Below are 14543 nucleotides of genomic sequence, written 5' to 3'. Positions count from 1 at the left end.
ATGAATGGCGTGGCATGCTCGCCGCCCATGTTCGCCAACCTCTTCCACCGCCAGGCCGCGGTCGGCTTCATCCTCGTCACCGCGGCGCTCGACATCGTGGCGCTCGGCATCATCATCCCGGTGCTGCCCAAGCTCATCGAGCAGTTCGCCGGCTCCAACGCGCAGGCCGGTGTGCTCAACGGTCTCTTCATCGCGCTGTGGGCGCTGATGCAGTTCGTGGCCTCGCCCATCATCGGCTCGCTGTCCGACCGCTACGGCCGCCGGCCGGTGCTGCTGCTGTCGTCGATCGGCCTGGCGGCCGACTACGTGCTGATGGCGCTCGCACCCAACCTGTGGTGGCTGGCGGTCGGGCGGCTGATCGCCGGCATCACGACCTCGAGCTTCACCACCGCGTTTGCCTACCTCGCCGACATCACGCCGCCCGAGAAACGCGCGCGGGTCTACGGGCTCGTGGGCGCGGCGTTCAGCGGCGGCTTCGTCGCGGGGCCGCTGCTGGGCGGCCTGCTCGGCGAATGGTCGCCGCGTGCGCCCTTCTGGGCGGCGGCGGCGCTGGGCGCGATCACCTTTCTCTACGGGCTCTTCGTGCTGCCCGAATCGCTGCCGCCCGAGAAGCGCATGGCCTTCAGCTGGAAGCGCGCCAACCCCTTCGGTGCGCTCACGCTGCTGCGCTCCCACCCGGAACTCACCGGCCTCGCGGGCGTGAACTTCCTGCTGCACTTCGCGCACCACCTCTTCTCGGCGGTGTTCGTGCTCTACGCGGGCTACCGCTACGGCTGGGGCGCTGCGCAAGTCGGCGGGCTGCTCGCGTTCGTGGGCATCCTCGACATGCTGATGCAGGGCGTGATCGTCGGCCCGGTGGTCAAGCGGCTGGGCGACGGGCCCACGATGGTGCTGGGCCTCAGCTTCGGCGCCATCGGCATCGCCTGCATGGGCCTCGCGCCCACGGGCTGGCTCTTCGTCGCAGCCATGCTGCCCAACGGCCTGTGGGGCCTGGCCATGCCCACGCTGCAGTCGCTGATGACACGCCGGGTGTCGGAGTCGGAGCAGGGCCAGTTGCAAGGGGCCAACAACAGCGTCGCCAGCATCGCGGGCGTGCTGTCGCCGCTCTTCTTCGGCTGGGTGTACTCGGTGTCGGTGGGTGACGCGGCCTGGGTGCACCTGCCGGGGCTCGCGTTCCTGATCGCGTCGCTGGTGCTCGCGTCGGCGGGGTTCGTGGGCTGGCGGACTTCGGTGCGCAGTTGATCAGTTCAGCATCGAGCGCGCCCGCTCCAGCAGGAACTCGCGCTCGCGCGCATTGCCCGCCAGCGCCGCCGCGCGCTCGAACTCGGCGCGGGCTTCCTCGCGCCTGTCGAGCTTGGCGAGCAGGTCGCCGCGCACGCTGGGCAGCCACTGGTAGCTCTTGAGGCTGGGGTCGTCGCGCATCGCGTCGACCAGCGCCAGCGCCTCGGCCGGCCCGTAGGCCATGCTGACCGCCACCGCGCGGTTGAGCTCGACCACCGGCGAGGGCTGCACTTGCGCAAGCGCGTCGTAGAGCGCGGCGATCTGCGGCCAGTCGGTGTCGTCCGCGACATGCGCGCGCGCATGGCAGGCGGCGATCGCGGCTTGCAGCAGGTAGGGGCCCGGGGTGCCCGAGGCGAGCGCCTCGGCGCGCTCGAGTGCGCTCAAGCCCCGGCGGATCAGCAGCTGGTCCCAGCGGCTGCGGTCCTGCGCCATCAGCAGCACCGGCTTGCCTTCGGCGTCGGTGCGGGCCGCGGTGCGCGAGGCCTGCAGCTCCATCAGCGCCACGAGGCCGTGCACCTCGGCTTCGTCGGGCGCGAGGCCGGCGAGCACGCGCCCGAGGCGCACCGCTTCGTCGCACAGCGCAGGGCGCATCCAGTCGTCGCCCGCGGTGGCGGTGTAGCCCTCGTTGAAGACGAGGTAGATCACTTCGAGCACCGACGCCAGCCGGGGCCCGAGCGTGTCGCCGCGCGGCAGCTCGAAGGGGACCTTGGCGGCAGTGAGGGTGCGCTTGGCGCGCACGATGCGCTGCGCGATGGTGGGCTCGGGCACGAGGAAGGCGCGCGCGATCTCGGCGGTCGACAGGCCCCCCAGCATCTTCAGCGTGAGGGCCACGCGCGCCTCGGTGCTCAGCACCGGGTGGCAGGCGGTGAAGATCAGGCGCAGCATGTCGTCGCCGATCTCGTCGGCACGGGCGGCGTCGAGGGCGTCGACGAAGTCCGGCACGATCAGGGCCTCCTGCGCTTCGAGCTCGTGGCCGATCTGCTCATGCTTCTCGGCCGCGAGCTTGTGGTGGCGCAGCTGGTCGAGGGCGCGGCGCTTGGCGGCGGTCATCAGCCAGGCGGCGGGGTTGTCGGGCACGCCGTCCTTCGGCCAGTGTTCCAGCGCGCTCACCAGCGCGTCCTGTGCCAGCTCTTCGGCCAGGCCCACGTCGCGCACCATGCGCGCGACGCTGGCGATGATCTTGGCCGCTTCGATGCGCCAGACGGCGGTGATGGCTTGGTGAGTCTTCTCCGAGGTCATGGCGCAGTGTTGCACGAAGCATCACGCGTTCGGCGTGGCGCCGGGCACCATGTACACGAGCTCCCACACGTGGCCGTCGAGGTCTTCGAAGCCATGCGAGTACATGAAGCCATGGTCCTGCTTGGCGTTGGGGGCGGTGCCGCCGGCGGCGACGGCCTTGGCCACGAGCTCGTCGACCTGCGCGCGGCTCTCGCACGACAGGCAGATCAGCACCTCGGTCGTCTGCTTCGCATCGGCGATCGGCTTCTTGGTGAAGCTCTTGAAGAAGGGCTCGGTGAGCAGCATCGCGTAGATGTGCTCGCTGATCACGCAGCAGGCGCCCTCGTTGTTGCTGAACTCGGGGTTGAAGTGGTAGCCCAGGGCTTCGAAGAAGGCGCGCGAGCGCGGCAGGTCCTTGACGGGCAGGTTGACGAAGATCTGTTGGTTGGTCATGGCGGTGCTCCAGTGGGTGTGGGGGTGAGAGAGTCGGATCAGGTGCGCTCGGCGAGGGCTTTCAGGTCCGCCAGGCCGGCGTCGAAGTCCTTGCCGAGCATCTTGTCCATGTCGATGAGCGTGTGCATCACCTTGGCGATGAAGGGCGTAGGGCCGTGCATGGCCCAGGTCACCTGGGTGGCGTTGCCGGTCGGGCGCAGCGTGAAGTCGATGAGGTTGCTGGCCTCCATCGGCGCCTTCATGTCCAGACGCATCGAGACCGTGCTCGGGCCCGAGGGCTCGATGATCGAAATCGTGCCCTTGCCCACCTCGCCGTTGCCGTCGAAGTCGTAGGCCGCACCCGGTCCGGACTGCGGGCCGCGGTAGGTGGTCTTCATCGCCGGGTCCTTCTTGTTGTAGGGGTTCCAGGTGTTGAAGCGCTGCATGTCGTTGATCAGCGGGTGGATCTTGTCGGGGCCGGCGTTGATGGTGATCGAGCGCTCGAAGCGGAAGGTGTCGGGCTTGGTGGCGGCCACGGCGAGCAGGGCGCCCACGGCGAGCACGAGCACGACGGCCACGGTGATGAGGATCTTGATCATGCTGCGGCTCCCCGGGTGAGGGTGGCGGCTTCCAGCGCCTTGAATCGGTCGACGGCCTCGCCGCCGGCGAAGTCACCCAGCTCGAAGACCTGCCGCAGCTCGATGTGACAGTCGTGGCCCGGGGAAAGCGCAGGGAAGCGGCGCGACCACTCCAGTGCCTCCTCCCGCGAACGCACCTGGATCAGCGTGTAGCCGCTGATGAGTTCCTTGGTCTCGGCAAACGGACCGTCGACGATGCGGCGGCCGCCCTGGCGGTCATGGTGGACGCGCCATCCCATGGCGCTCGGGTGCAACGGGTTCGAATCGAGCAGCACGCCTTCGCGGGCCAGTTGCTCGTGGAAGTCGGCCAGCGCGGCCATCAGGGCGTCGTCGGGCACCACGCCGGCTTCGGAGGCGGGCGTGGCCTTGATGAGGATCATGAAACGCATGTCGGCTCTCCTGTCGTGGCGGGGATGGAGCCTTGTTCATCGGCTCTCATTCCCACGACGAAGCAGCCGGGGCGATTTCGACATGGGGTCTGCTAAGTGCAAACCCTGAGGCCTGACCTCACTCGTAGCAGGGGGCGATGCCGCGCACTTCCACCGTCGCCCATTCGGCCGCCGGGCAGGTGCGGGCGATGGCGAGCGCCTCCTCGCGCGTCTTGCAGTTCAGCAGGAAGAAGCCGCCGATCATTTCCTTCGCCTCGGCGAAGGGGCCGTCGAGCACCGAGGCCCGGCCGTTGCGCACCTGCAGGCGCGCGGCGCTTTCGTCCTGCGACTTCAGCGACTCGCTGGCCACCAGCACGCCGCGCTCCCGGAGCGAAGCGCCCCACTTCAACATGCGGTCATAGGCGACGCGGCCTTCGGCTTCGCCGCGCTCCGCGCGCTGGCCGATCGGTTCATGGATGAGGAGCATGTAGGACATGGCGGCGAGGTCGTGTGGTGCGAGGGCCGAAGAATACGGGAAGCCCCTTGGCATGCACAGGACCTTGCCGCCGTCACCACTTTCTTCAGCAGCGGGCCGGCGGCGGGCAGCAGCGGTCATCGATGCACGGCTCGCAGCAGTGGCGTTGCGGCTTCGGCGGCTCGCAGGGTTTGGCGTCGTCGCAGGGCCGCTTGTCATCGTCGCAGCGTGGCTTGTCGTCCTGGCAGGGCTCGGGCTGCGGCCGGCAGTCCTTCGGCACCGGCCGTTCGCGGGCCGGGGCGTCGAGCTCGGGGTCGAGCCGGTAGCTCATGCCGCCGACGACGATCCCGTTGGCGAGCACGAGCACGGTGATCGTGGCCGGGCCTTCGTCGGCCAGCTCGCCGGGGCTGAAGTCGCGCCCGCTCACGAGCACCGGGCGGATCTCGCGTTCGTCGCGCGGCCCGAGCGTGAAGTGGCTGCCGCCGGGGTTGTGGAAGTGCATCGTCCAGCCGCGCGATGCGAGCAGCGGCGGCAGCACCGCGCGGATCTCCATGCGCGCGGCTTTCGCGAACGGGTTGTGTGCCCAGAACCTGCGATTGCAGAACGCCGCCTCGAGCGCACAGCGCCCACCGCCGCCCGGCACCGGGATCAGCGCGCGCATCGCGATGTTGTTGTCGGTGGGCACCAGGCGCCACGCCGGCGTCGGACCCTTGGCGGCGGGCAGGCCGGTGAGGCGGTCGTTGTTGGCCCGGTCCTGCGGCGCGGTGACGCTCATGAACATCACTTCATGGCCGGGGTGGATCGGCGTCCATTCGAACGGGCCCACCACCACCTCGTCGCCCGGCTTGAGCGGCGGCAGGCCGAGGGAAGCGGTCGTCATCGGCTCGAAGTCGTCGGGCCACACCAGGCCCGCGCCGGGGCGGGCATGCCAGCCGTGCACACGACCACCTTTCGACGCCTTCGTGCCGCGGTTCTTCACGCGCACATACGCGTGGTTCCTGCGGCAGACGATGGGAGTCTGGTGGCGGGTCTCGCCATCGGGCTCGTGCCGGTTCCAGATGTCGCGCGTTTCCCAGAAGTGCTCCTGGAACTGGTACTCGCCGTGGCGACCGTCGTCGATGTAGAGGTCGACGTCGGGCGGCGCGCCTTCGGTCACCACGTCCTGCGGGGCACCCGGTGGCTGGTAGGCGCCCTGCTTCTCGAAGGCCCAGCGCACCACCTTGCCGTAGACGCCGCCCACCATGTCTTCGCTCGTCCAGTTCCCACGCTCGGCCGCGATCATGGTGGTGGCATAGGCTTCGGCGTCGGACGGGTTGGTGGCCTGCGTCAGCGAGCCGATGGTGCGCAGCATCAGGTAGGCGACGTAGCGCGCGGCGTATTCGCGCTGCTTCAGCTCGGCACCGTCACCGCCCACCGAGCGGTAGAGGCGGAAGTGGGTGGTGCAGAGGATCTCTTCCGACGGGTAGCCGCCCACGTCGAACATGCCGCCCCAGGCCCAGCCGGCCGTCACGTCGCGGTCGTGCCGGCGGTCGATCACGCTGTAGACCCAGGGGAAGGTCTCGAAGCGGTCGGGCGCCTGCGAGGCCGGGTCGTTGAGCACCGCGGCGAAGCTGTCGCCCGCGCTGTGCGCGAAGCCGAAGTTCGGCGAGTTCACATGGTTGTAGAGGATGCCGTGGCCACCGAGCTCGTGCAGCACCACGCGCCAGTCGCAGGCCAGGCCGAGGGGGTTGGCCACGTCGCCCAGGTCGGCCAGCATGAAGGCGGTGCGCAGGATGCCGTAGCTGCCGTTGCCGGCGCAGTAGGCGTTGATCGTGTTGGTGCTTCCCCAGATGTTGCCGCGGTGGTCGACCGGCGAAGGGAAGGGCGTGCCGGTGAAGTAGGTGGGCAGGTCGAAGCCGAGGTCGCGCACCAGGTGGAAGAAGCGGTCGCAGTGGTAGTAGGCATTGACGGCCGCGAAGTGGTTGGTGCGGGCGTCGTAGCTGAAAGGCGAGCCGGCGGGGCGTGTGGGCGGTGCGGCGGCCAGCGCCTCGAGGTCCTGCACCGCGACGTGCGGGCCGGTGAGCGAGACCACGCCGGCCGCTGGCACCAGCTCGGGCAGCTGCACGGTCGAGCGCAGCGGGTTGAGCTGTGCGGTGGTGGCGCTGGGCAGCGGGCCCCCGTTCAGCGTGATGGGATCGGCTTCGAACACCAGGCCGTTCACGTCGTCGATGAAGGCGCGCAGGTAGAGCACCGAAAGCGTGTCGACGTCGAGCAGCGCCACCCAGGCGAGGTCGGCGATGCCGTTCCACGTGACCGAGAAGGTGAGCTCGACCACCACCTGGTGGCGGCCGGCGCGCACGCGCTCGTTCACTGGAGGCAGCGGCAGGGTGGGATGCAGGTGGCGCTTCGGCGAGGAGGGCTGCGCGGTCTGTGCCGCGGTGTGCGCGGGGGCGTGGTGGTCGCGTGCGAGCCGCTCGGCCGGGTCGTAGCGGTAGACCATCAGGCGCTGGCGCAGCACCTTGAACGAGCTCGCATCGCAGGCCTTGTCGTGGTCGATGCCCAGCTCCTTGGTGAGGCGCTTCTTGTCGAGCCTGGCGGCGCTCTTGAGCGCGTCGGCGCTCGGCATGTCGGCGTCGACTTGCGTGTGCCGCTTCGACTGCGCGGCGACCACGACGAAGGGGTCGCGCTGCAGGTGCACCGACACGCCGGCTTGCCAGATTGGCAGGCCGAAGAGCGTCTGGTCGAAGACCACGGTGGTCATGTCGAACTGCGGCTTCTCCTCGCTGTAGCGCAGCTCCACGCCGAGCGCGCGCGGCTCGGCCTCGGGCGCCAGGCTGAAGTTCGCCAGCTCGGCGGCGCCCACGCCCAGCAGCGCGCCGTGGCGCAGCAGGTACTCGTGCGCGGCGAGCAAGGGGCTGCCGGCGGCGCTGATGAACACCTCGTCGACGTGCTGCACGTCGCGCACCGTGCCGTGTGCATCGCGGGTGACCATCGCCTTCGCGGCGGCATTGAACTCTTGTGTCATGGGACCTCCACTGAACCTGCCGGCACAAGGCGTGTGCCGGCTCGAATTCAGTCTAGGAACCGATGCGGTGCGTGCCGCCCCCTAAGGTTTGGCCTCTCCCCTAACTCGAAGACGATGTGTGGGGGGTGCCTCTCCTCAACACAGAGGAAGACACGGCCGGGTTTCCGGCCTCAGTTCCCCGCGGCAGGCTCGGCCGCCGGCACCGCGATGCCCAGCGCCAGCGCCGTGCTCAGGAACCAGAGGATCTCGAAGGCCGACAGGCCACCCGCCACGGCGGCCTCGCCGACGCCCATCGCGCGCTGCGTCCACGCGGCCACCAGCCGCGGTGCGCTCGGGCGGGTGAGGGCCGCCGGCTCCGGCGCAGAGACGAGCTGGTAGCGGCCGTTGATGGTGCGCGGCGAGACGCCCTGGTCGATGAGTGCGTGCGTCAGCGTCCACAGCAAGGTCGACAGGCGCAGCGTGTGGGTCGTGCCCAGCCACGGAAATGTGTCGGGCGCACGCTGCGGCTCGGCGAGCTGCAGCGGGCTCAACATCAGCTCGGCCTGCGACAGCGAGCTCGTGATCTCGCCGGAGCGGAAGTCGATCACCATGCTTTGCCCACCGCCGAGGCCAACGAGGGTGCGGCGTCGTTCGCCGGCGAGCAGCGCCCCGACCAGCAGGTCGCGCAGCGCGTTCAGGGCCATGCGCGTGTGCTCGCGCTGCACGGCACTGAGGGCCAGCTCGTGCAAGGCGGTCGCGGCGGCCAGCACCTCGTTCATGTCGCTCACGCGGATGGGCAAGGCCAGCGCCAGGCCGCGGGGCGACTCGGCCGGCCGGGTGCCGCGCGGCACCAGCCGCACCAGCACGCGTGGTGGCGGGATGTACTGCGTCCAGTCGTGCGGCACGAAGAGCGTGGTGCAGGCCTGGGCATCGTCGACCCAGCGCAGGCGCAGCCCGGCCTGGCCATCGAGCAGGCGCGTCATCGACACCAGCACGGCGCGTTCGCGCGCGTCCAGGCCGATGGCAGCCAGGTCCAGTGTGCGCGCGGGCGACGGGGCAGGGGCGTCAGGCATGGCGCCAGTCTAGGGGCTCTCAGGGACGCGCGAACTCCGGAATGCGGAAGCGCTTGCGGTACGCCCCCGGCGCCATGCCGGTGGTGCGCTTGAAGAGCCGGCGAAAGAAGGCGGCGTCTTCGTAGCCCACGCGCCAGCTGATCTCGTCGACCGAGGCGTCGGTGCGCTCGAGCCGCCGCTTGGCGTCTTCGATGCGCAGGCGTTGCACGTAGGCGATGGGGGCCACGCCGGTGGCGGTGGTGAAGCGGCGCTTGAAGGTGCGCTCGGCCAGCTTCGAGCGCTTGATCATCTCTTCCACCGGGTTGGCCACCGAGAAGTGCTGCGAAAGCCAGCGCTGCGCGGCCTCGATCTCGGCGTCGCCGTGGTCGCTCTTGCCCTCGAAGGTGATGTAGGGCGTGAGGCCGTCCTGGTGCCACTGCAGCGCGTACATGCGCGCGAGCTCCTGCGCATCGGTCGCGCCGGCAAAGCGGGCCACGAGGTACAGCACCATGTCGTGCCAAGTGGTCGAGGCGCCCGAGCTGATCAGCTCTTCGCGCCCGCCTGAGATCACGAGCACGCGCTCGGGATGGATGGTGACCTGCGGGTGCGTCTCGGCGAAGTCGCGTGCGTAGCCGAAGTGCACCGTCGCGTCCTTGCCGTCGAAGAGGCCGGTCTCGGCGAGAAGAAAGATGCCCGAGCACGCCGAGCACAGCACCGCGCCACGCGCATGCATGCGCTGGATCCACGCCACGAGCGCGGGGTAGCGGCCGGTGGACCAGCTGCCGCGCAGCAGCACCGAGGGCACGATGATGATGTCGGTGCTGTCGATGTCGGCAATGGCGCGCTGCACCGGCATCGGCACCCCGCTTGCGAGCGTCATCGGGCCGGTCGCCTCGCCGACGATCTCGACCTGGAAGGGCGCGCGTGCCGAGTCGCTCGGCGTGCCCATCAGCGAGCGTGCGTTCATCACGTCGTAGATGCCAGCGAGTGTGGACACCACCGCATCGGGCAGCGCCACCAGCGAGACGTGGCGCGCACCGGGCGTGCGCGAGGCGGTGCGGGGAGCGGCTTTCGGCATGGCGCGCATCTTCGCTCAGACGCATGACGTGCTGGTGCCCGGTGGCACAAACGAACCGTTTTCGGGCGAGGTCGGCACTGCCGCCAAAAGCGGCCTGCCAAGACGATGGGAACCCTCATCAACTGCTCCGCATGTGAGCTTGCAAGGAAGACCCGTCATGAAGCATTTCGACTCTGAGCGCCGCTCGTTCGGCCTGAAGCTGATCAGCATGGCCGCGCTCGTCGGCGCCGCCGCGTCGCTCACCGCCAACCCCCGTCCCGCCGAAGCCCGCACGCCGCAGCCGCCGGCACCGGTCAACGTGGTGGTGCAGTGGAACTCGGTCGCCGAAGCGGCGTTCACGCCCAGCCAGGGCACCAACCCGATGTCGCAGTCGCGCACGCTGGCGATCCTGCATGCGTCGATGCACGACGCGCTGAACGCGATCGACCGGCGCTATGAGTCGTACACGCCGGGCTTGCCGAAGTCGCCCAAGGCGATGCCGGAAGCCGCCGTGGCGGCCGCTTCGCGCGAGGTGCTGGTGCGCCTGCTGCCCGAGCAGGCGGCGCTGGTGGAAACCGCCTATGGGCAGGCGCTCAAGGCACTGCCCGACGGTGGGACCAAGACCGCCGGCATCGCGCTGGGCCAGGCCGCCGCCTGGGCCACGATGAACCGTCGACAGAACGACGGGGCCGATGGCGCCTTCATTCCCTACGTGCCTCGCCCCGGTGCCGGCGAGTACCAGTTCACCCCGCCCTTCGACTTCGCCGGCGCGCCCGGCTGGGGCCATGTCACGCCCTTCGTCATCCAGCTTTCGGACCACGCGCTCGAAGGCCCGCTGCCCCTCACGAGCGACCGCTACGCCAAGGACCTGGCCACCGTGCGCGAGATCGGCGACGTGAACAGCCGCACCCGCACGGCCGAGCAGACCGAGATCGCGAAGTTCTGGTACGAGGATTCGCCGCTCGGCTGGAACCGCATTGCCAACAACGTGATGCGCGAGCGCCGCATCGACGCCTGGGACGCGGCGCGCGCCTTCACGCTTCTGCACTTCGCGATGGCCGATGGCTTCATCGCCGGCTTCGGCGAGAAGTACGAGCACCGCTTCTGGCGGCCGGTGACCGCGATCCACGCCGCTGCGACCGATGGCAACCCCGACACGCAGCCCGATGCGAGCTGGCAGCCGCTGCTCGTGACCCCGCCCGTGCCCGACTACCCGTCGACGCACACGGTGCTCGGCTGGTCGGCCGCGGAGGTGCTGATCGAGCTCTTCGGCGACAAGCAGCGCTACAGCCTGACCAGCCTCACGCTGCCGAACGTGACGCGCCAGTACCGCGGCTTCTCGCAGGCGGCGCATGAGAACGGGCTGTCCCGCCTCTACGCCGGCATCCACTTCCCGTATGCCATCAAGGAAGGCCGCCGCCAGGGCCGCAGCATCGGCCAGGCCGTCGCCGAAGCCCTGCCGCGCGTTCGTTGAGCGGGAGCACGAGCATGGACACCCCCGTGATCGACAACGCCAAGCTGGATGCCTTCGTGGCCCGTGCGGTCGGCGACCTCAGCACCGGCTACACCGGCGTGATGGTGAGCCTGGGCGCCAAGCTCGGGCTCTACAAGGCGATGGCCGGTGCCGGCCCGCTGAGCGCGAAAGAGGTGGCGCAGCGCGCCGGCTGCGCCGAGCGCTACGTGCGCGAGTGGCTCAACGCACAGGCGGCCGGCGGCTACCTCGCCTACCACGCGCGCAGCGACACCTACGAGCTGCCACCCGAGCACGCACTGGTGCTGGCCGACGAGGAGAGCCCGGTCTACGTGCCGCCGGCGTGGAACGTGCCGGCCGCGATGTGGTTCGACGAGCCGAAGGCGCTCGATGCCTTCCGCAGCGGCCGCGGCGTGGCTTGGGGCGAGCACGACCCGCGCATGGCCTGCGGCGTGGCGGCCTTCTACCGCAACGGCTACCGCGCGGCCCTCGTGCCGCAGTGGCTGCCCGCCCTCGACGGCGTGGTGGCGCAGCTCGACGACGGCATCGCCGTCGCCGACGTCGGCTGCGGCCACGGCCACTCGACGCTGCTGATGGCGAAGGCGTTTCCAAACTCGCGCTTCCATGGCTTCGACACGCACCCCGCGTCGGTGGCCGAGGCGCAGCGCCTCGCCGCCGAGGCCGGCGTGTCCGAGCGCGCCCAGTTCGCCATCGCCCGCGCCACCGACTACCCCGACCGCGGCTACGGCCTCATCTGCTTCTTCGACGTGCTGCACGACCTGGGCGACCCGGTCGCCGCCGCGCGCCACGCGGCCGAGGTGCTGGCGCCGGGCGGCACGGTGCTGCTGGTGGAGCCGTATGCGGCCGACAAGGTGGAAGACAACCTCCACACGGTTGGCCAGCTCTACTACGCCGCCTCATCCGTCATCTGCTGCGCACACGCCGTCTCCGAAGGCGGCAAGCTGGTGCTGGGCGCGCAGGCCGGACCGAAGCGCCTGGCCGACGTGTTCCGCAAGGCCGGCTTCTCGCATTTCCGGCAGGCGGCGCAGACGCCGTTCAACCTGATCTTCGAGGTGCGGCGCTGAGGCGCTGGGAGCGGCGGGTCGGCCAGGCGAGCCGGTTCTGTCGGGCGTCCGACACGCGGGCCCGCCCGCTTCCTACAGACGCCGCTCTGCACCTTTTCTAGCCTGTGCGCTCCATCACTTCGGGAGTGCAGCGCCGTGATCGATGCCATCACCACGCCGGTGTCGTTGCCGGTGATCGCGCTGCTCGGGCTGATGTTGCTGCCCCTGGTGCTGGGCCTCGTGATCTGGTCCATCCGCAGCCACCGCGACCCGAGTCTCTCGGTGGATTGCGACAGCCCGGTCTCGGAGCTGCTGCCTTCACTTGCGGGCCTGAGCCAGGGCACGGTGTACGAAGGCAACTCGGTCGAGCTCTTCGAGAACGGTGCCTTCTTCGAGATGATGTTCGACGAGATCGCGCGGGCGCGTGCGTCGGTGCACTTCGAGACCTTCCTGTGGAAGGAGGGCCGGCTCGGCGCGCGGCTCGTCGAGGCGCTGGTCGAGCGGCGGCGCGCGGGCGTCGAGGTCCGCGTGATGGTCGACGGCAACGGCGGCAAGAAGATGGGGAAGGACGCGAAGCGCCGGCTGCGCGAGGCCGGCTGCCGGCTCGTCCTGCACCACCCGACCAAGCTGCGGCACATCGGCGTGGTCAACGACCGCGACCACCGCAAGCTCGTGGTGATCGACGGGCGCGTGGCGCTCGTCGGTGGCCACTGCATCGTCGACAGCTGGCTCGGCAATGCCGAGAACCGCGAGCACGTGCGCGACCTCGCGGTGCGCCTGCGTGGCCCTGCGGTGCATGGGGTGCAGGCGGCGTTCAGCGAGAACTGGGTCGAAGACACCGGCGAGCTCTTTCTCGGCGATGCCTATTTCCCGCCGCTCGAGCGCTGCGGCGAGGTGGCCGCGCACGTGGCGAGCGTGAAGGCCGAGGGCTCGCCGCCGGCGGTGAAGATCGTGCACCACCTCGCGGTGTGTGTCGCCAAGCGGCGCATCCGCATCCAGAACCCGTACTTCCTGCCCGACGACGAGGCCATCGAGGCCTTGTGCAAGGCTGCCGCGCGCGGGGTGGACGTGCGGGTGATGGTGCCGTCCACCGACGCGAGCGACATGCCGATCGTGCAGCACGCGGCGCACCGCAACTTCCACAAGCTGCTCGAGGGCGGCGTGCGCATCTTCGAGTACCAGACCTGCCTGCTGCACCAGAAGGTGATGACCGTGGACGGCCACTGGTGCGCCATCGGCTCCAGCAACTTCGACGACCGCTCGCTGGAGACCAACGACGAGATCACGCTGAGCCTCTGCGACGAAGTGCTGGCCCGCCAGCTGGAGGCAGTCTTCGAGCGCGACGCCCGCCAGTGCGTGGAGCTCGATGCCGAACGCTGGTCGCAGCGCGGCCTGTGGCCGAAGTGCCGCGACAACGTGCTGCACGTGTTCAACGAGGTGCTGTGAGGAGGGCACGGCGACGGCCGGAGCCCGACCTCGCCACCGGACGGAGGCATTAGGTTTTCTAATGGTCCACCGAGCAATTGCAATGTGACAGCGCCGTGCGGGCGCGACAGAATTTTCCATCGCCTACAGATCACTCTCTCTTCAGCGAAGGAAGGTTCCATGAAGCATTTGCAGACGCTCGCGCTTTGCGCCTGGATGGCCGGCTTGCCCTTGCTGGCCGCGGCCCAGGCCGAATCGACACTGGACAAGATCAAGAGCAGTGGCGCCATCGCCGTCGGGTACCGGGAATCGTCCATCCCGTTCTCCTACCTGGGCGCAGATGCACAGCCGACCGGGTTCGGCTGGGAGATCTGCAGCAGGATCGTGGACCGCGTGCGCAAGGAAACGGGCCGCCCCGATCTCAAGGTGACGACGCAGGCCGTGACCTCGCAGAACCGCATCCCGCTGATTCAGAACGGCACGATCGACATCGAGTGTGGCTCGACCACCAACAACAGCGAGCGGGCGAAGCAGGTGGCCTTCAGCATCAACTACTTCTACACCGGCACGCGCCTGCTGGTGAAGGCGGGCTCGCCCGTCAGGTCGGTTGCCGACCTGAAGGACAAGAAGGTGGTCGCCACCACCGGCACGACCAACTTCCAGGTGATGCGCAAGGTCAACGCGGAGCGACAACTCGGCTTCGAGCTGCTCGGTGCCAAGGACCACGCCGAGGCCGCACTGATGCTGCAGCAGGGCAGGGTCGAGGCCTTCGGCATGGACGACATCCTGCTGTATGGCCTGAGGGCCAGCTCGCAGAACCCCGCCGAGCTGGCGGTCGTGGGCGAGCCCCTGCAGGTCGAGCCCTACGCCGTCATGCTCCGCAAGGGCGACGCGAAATTCAAGAAGCTCGTCGACGACACCATCGCCACGCTCGCGCAGAGCGGCGAGTTCGAGGTGCTGTACAGGAAGTGGTTCCAGTCGCCCATCCCGCCGCGCGGCATCAACCTCAACGCGCCGATGAGCCCGGAGTTGCGCGACAACCTGAAGCTGCTCTCCGACAAACCTGCCACTTGAGCGCT

General features: G+C 69.5%; 13 protein-coding genes. 5 read left to right on the top strand and 8 right to left on the bottom strand.

Annotated features, from left to right (window positions below):
- Positions 1–1242, top strand: coding sequence for a TCR/Tet family MFS transporter (locus JI745_RS09750; protein WP_201805738.1), 1242 nt, complete (start codon positions 1–3; stop codon positions 1240–1242).
- On the opposite strand, the gene JI745_RS09745 is transcribed toward JI745_RS09750, so the two are convergent.
- The 8 genes from JI745_RS09745 to JI745_RS09710 form a co-directional block, all read right to left on the bottom strand.
- Positions 1243–2520 (bottom strand): RNA polymerase sigma factor, encoded by a 1278-nt coding sequence (locus tag JI745_RS09745; RefSeq protein WP_201805737.1) that lies wholly within the window; start codon positions 2518–2520, stop codon positions 1243–1245.
- A 21-nt stretch (positions 2521–2541) separates the two neighbouring features.
- A complete protein-coding gene (locus tag JI745_RS09740; RefSeq protein WP_201805736.1) occupies positions 2542–2952 on the bottom strand; it encodes a VOC family protein in 411 nt (136 codons plus the stop codon).
- Between the two features lie 38 nt (positions 2953–2990).
- Positions 2991–3530 (bottom strand): SRPBCC family protein, encoded by a 540-nt coding sequence (locus JI745_RS09735; RefSeq protein ID WP_201805735.1) that lies wholly within the window; start codon positions 3528–3530, stop codon positions 2991–2993.
- The gene (locus JI745_RS09730; RefSeq protein WP_201805734.1) at positions 3527–3958 is read right to left on the bottom strand and encodes a YciI family protein; all 432 of its coding nucleotides are present in this window, start codon (positions 3956–3958) and stop codon (positions 3527–3529) included. Before JI745_RS09730 ends, JI745_RS09735 begins: the two co-directional genes overlap by 4 nt.
- Positions 3959–4076: 118 nt before the next feature.
- Positions 4077–4433, bottom strand: a complete 357-nt coding sequence (locus JI745_RS09725; protein ID WP_201805733.1) for a YciI family protein — start codon at positions 4431–4433, stop codon at positions 4077–4079.
- A gap of 85 nt (positions 4434–4518) precedes the next feature.
- Positions 4519–7416 carry a hypothetical protein gene (locus JI745_RS09720; RefSeq protein WP_201805732.1) on the bottom strand — a complete coding sequence of 966 codons (2898 nt, stop codon included), beginning with the start codon at positions 7414–7416 and terminating at the stop codon, positions 4519–4521.
- A gap of 170 nt (positions 7417–7586) precedes the next feature.
- Positions 7587–8468: a hypothetical protein gene (locus tag JI745_RS09715; RefSeq protein ID WP_201805731.1), complete on the bottom strand. Its 882-nt coding sequence runs from the start codon at positions 8466–8468 to the stop codon at positions 7587–7589.
- Between the two features lie 19 nt (positions 8469–8487).
- A complete protein-coding gene (locus tag JI745_RS09710) occupies positions 8488–9525 on the bottom strand; it encodes a GlxA family transcriptional regulator (protein WP_201805730.1) in 1038 nt (345 codons plus the stop codon).
- A 157-nt stretch (positions 9526–9682) separates the two neighbouring features.
- On the opposite strand from JI745_RS09710, the gene JI745_RS09705 reads away from it, so the two are divergent.
- The 4 genes from JI745_RS09705 to JI745_RS09690 all read left to right on the top strand — a co-directional run bounded on the left by JI745_RS09705 (position 9683) and on the right by JI745_RS09690 (position 14538).
- The gene (locus JI745_RS09705) at positions 9683–10978 is read left to right on the top strand and encodes a vanadium-dependent haloperoxidase (RefSeq protein ID WP_201805729.1); all 1296 of its coding nucleotides are present in this window, start codon (positions 9683–9685) and stop codon (positions 10976–10978) included.
- 14 nt (positions 10979–10992) lie between these two features.
- Positions 10993–12060: a class I SAM-dependent methyltransferase gene (locus JI745_RS09700; protein WP_236674951.1), complete on the top strand. Its 1068-nt coding sequence runs from the start codon at positions 10993–10995 to the stop codon at positions 12058–12060.
- A gap of 135 nt (positions 12061–12195) precedes the next feature.
- The gene (locus tag JI745_RS09695) at positions 12196–13485 is read left to right on the top strand and encodes a phospholipase D-like domain-containing protein (RefSeq protein ID WP_201805728.1); all 1290 of its coding nucleotides are present in this window, start codon (positions 12196–12198) and stop codon (positions 13483–13485) included.
- 159 nt (positions 13486–13644) lie between these two features.
- The gene (locus JI745_RS09690; RefSeq protein ID WP_201805727.1) at positions 13645–14538 is read left to right on the top strand and encodes an amino acid ABC transporter substrate-binding protein; all 894 of its coding nucleotides are present in this window, start codon (positions 13645–13647) and stop codon (positions 14536–14538) included.
- Positions 14539–14543: the final 5 nt, after the last annotated feature.

It is taken from the genome of Piscinibacter sp. HJYY11, from assembly GCF_016735515.1.
Classification (GTDB): Bacteria; Pseudomonadota; Gammaproteobacteria; order Burkholderiales; family Burkholderiaceae_C; genus Rhizobacter.
Note: the sequence above shows the minus strand (reverse complement) of the source record. Positions and strands in the feature narration are given on the sequence as shown.

Bases quoted from the DNA above. Each gene is read 5' to 3' on its own strand.
- JI745_RS09750 (WP_201805738.1), top strand. From the start codon at position 1: ATGAATGGCGTGGCATGCTCGCCGCCCATGTTCGCCAACCTCTTCCAC.
- JI745_RS09745 (WP_201805737.1), bottom strand. From the start codon at position 2,520: ATGACCTCGGAGAAGACTCACCAAGCCATCACCGCCGTCTGGCGCATC.
- JI745_RS09740 (WP_201805736.1), bottom strand. From the start codon at position 2,952: ATGACCAACCAACAGATCTTCGTCAACCTGCCCGTCAAGGACCTGCCG.
- JI745_RS09735 (WP_201805735.1), bottom strand. From the start codon at position 3,530: ATGATCAAGATCCTCATCACCGTGGCCGTCGTGCTCGTGCTCGCCGTG.
- JI745_RS09730 (WP_201805734.1), bottom strand. From the start codon at position 3,958: ATGCGTTTCATGATCCTCATCAAGGCCACGCCCGCCTCCGAAGCCGGC.
- JI745_RS09725 (WP_201805733.1), bottom strand. From the start codon at position 4,433: ATGTCCTACATGCTCCTCATCCATGAACCGATCGGCCAGCGCGCGGAG.
- JI745_RS09720 (WP_201805732.1), bottom strand. From the start codon at position 7,416: ATGACACAAGAGTTCAATGCCGCCGCGAAGGCGATGGTCACCCGCGAT.
- JI745_RS09715 (WP_201805731.1), bottom strand. From the start codon at position 8,468: ATGCCTGACGCCCCTGCCCCGTCGCCCGCGCGCACACTGGACCTGGCT.
- JI745_RS09710 (WP_201805730.1), bottom strand. From the start codon at position 9,525: ATGCCGAAAGCCGCTCCCCGCACCGCCTCGCGCACGCCCGGTGCGCGC.
- JI745_RS09705 (WP_201805729.1), top strand. From the start codon at position 9,683: ATGAAGCATTTCGACTCTGAGCGCCGCTCGTTCGGCCTGAAGCTGATC.
- JI745_RS09700 (WP_236674951.1), top strand. From the start codon at position 10,993: ATGGACACCCCCGTGATCGACAACGCCAAGCTGGATGCCTTCGTGGCC.
- JI745_RS09690 (WP_201805727.1), top strand. From the start codon at position 13,645: ATGAAGCATTTGCAGACGCTCGCGCTTTGCGCCTGGATGGCCGGCTTG.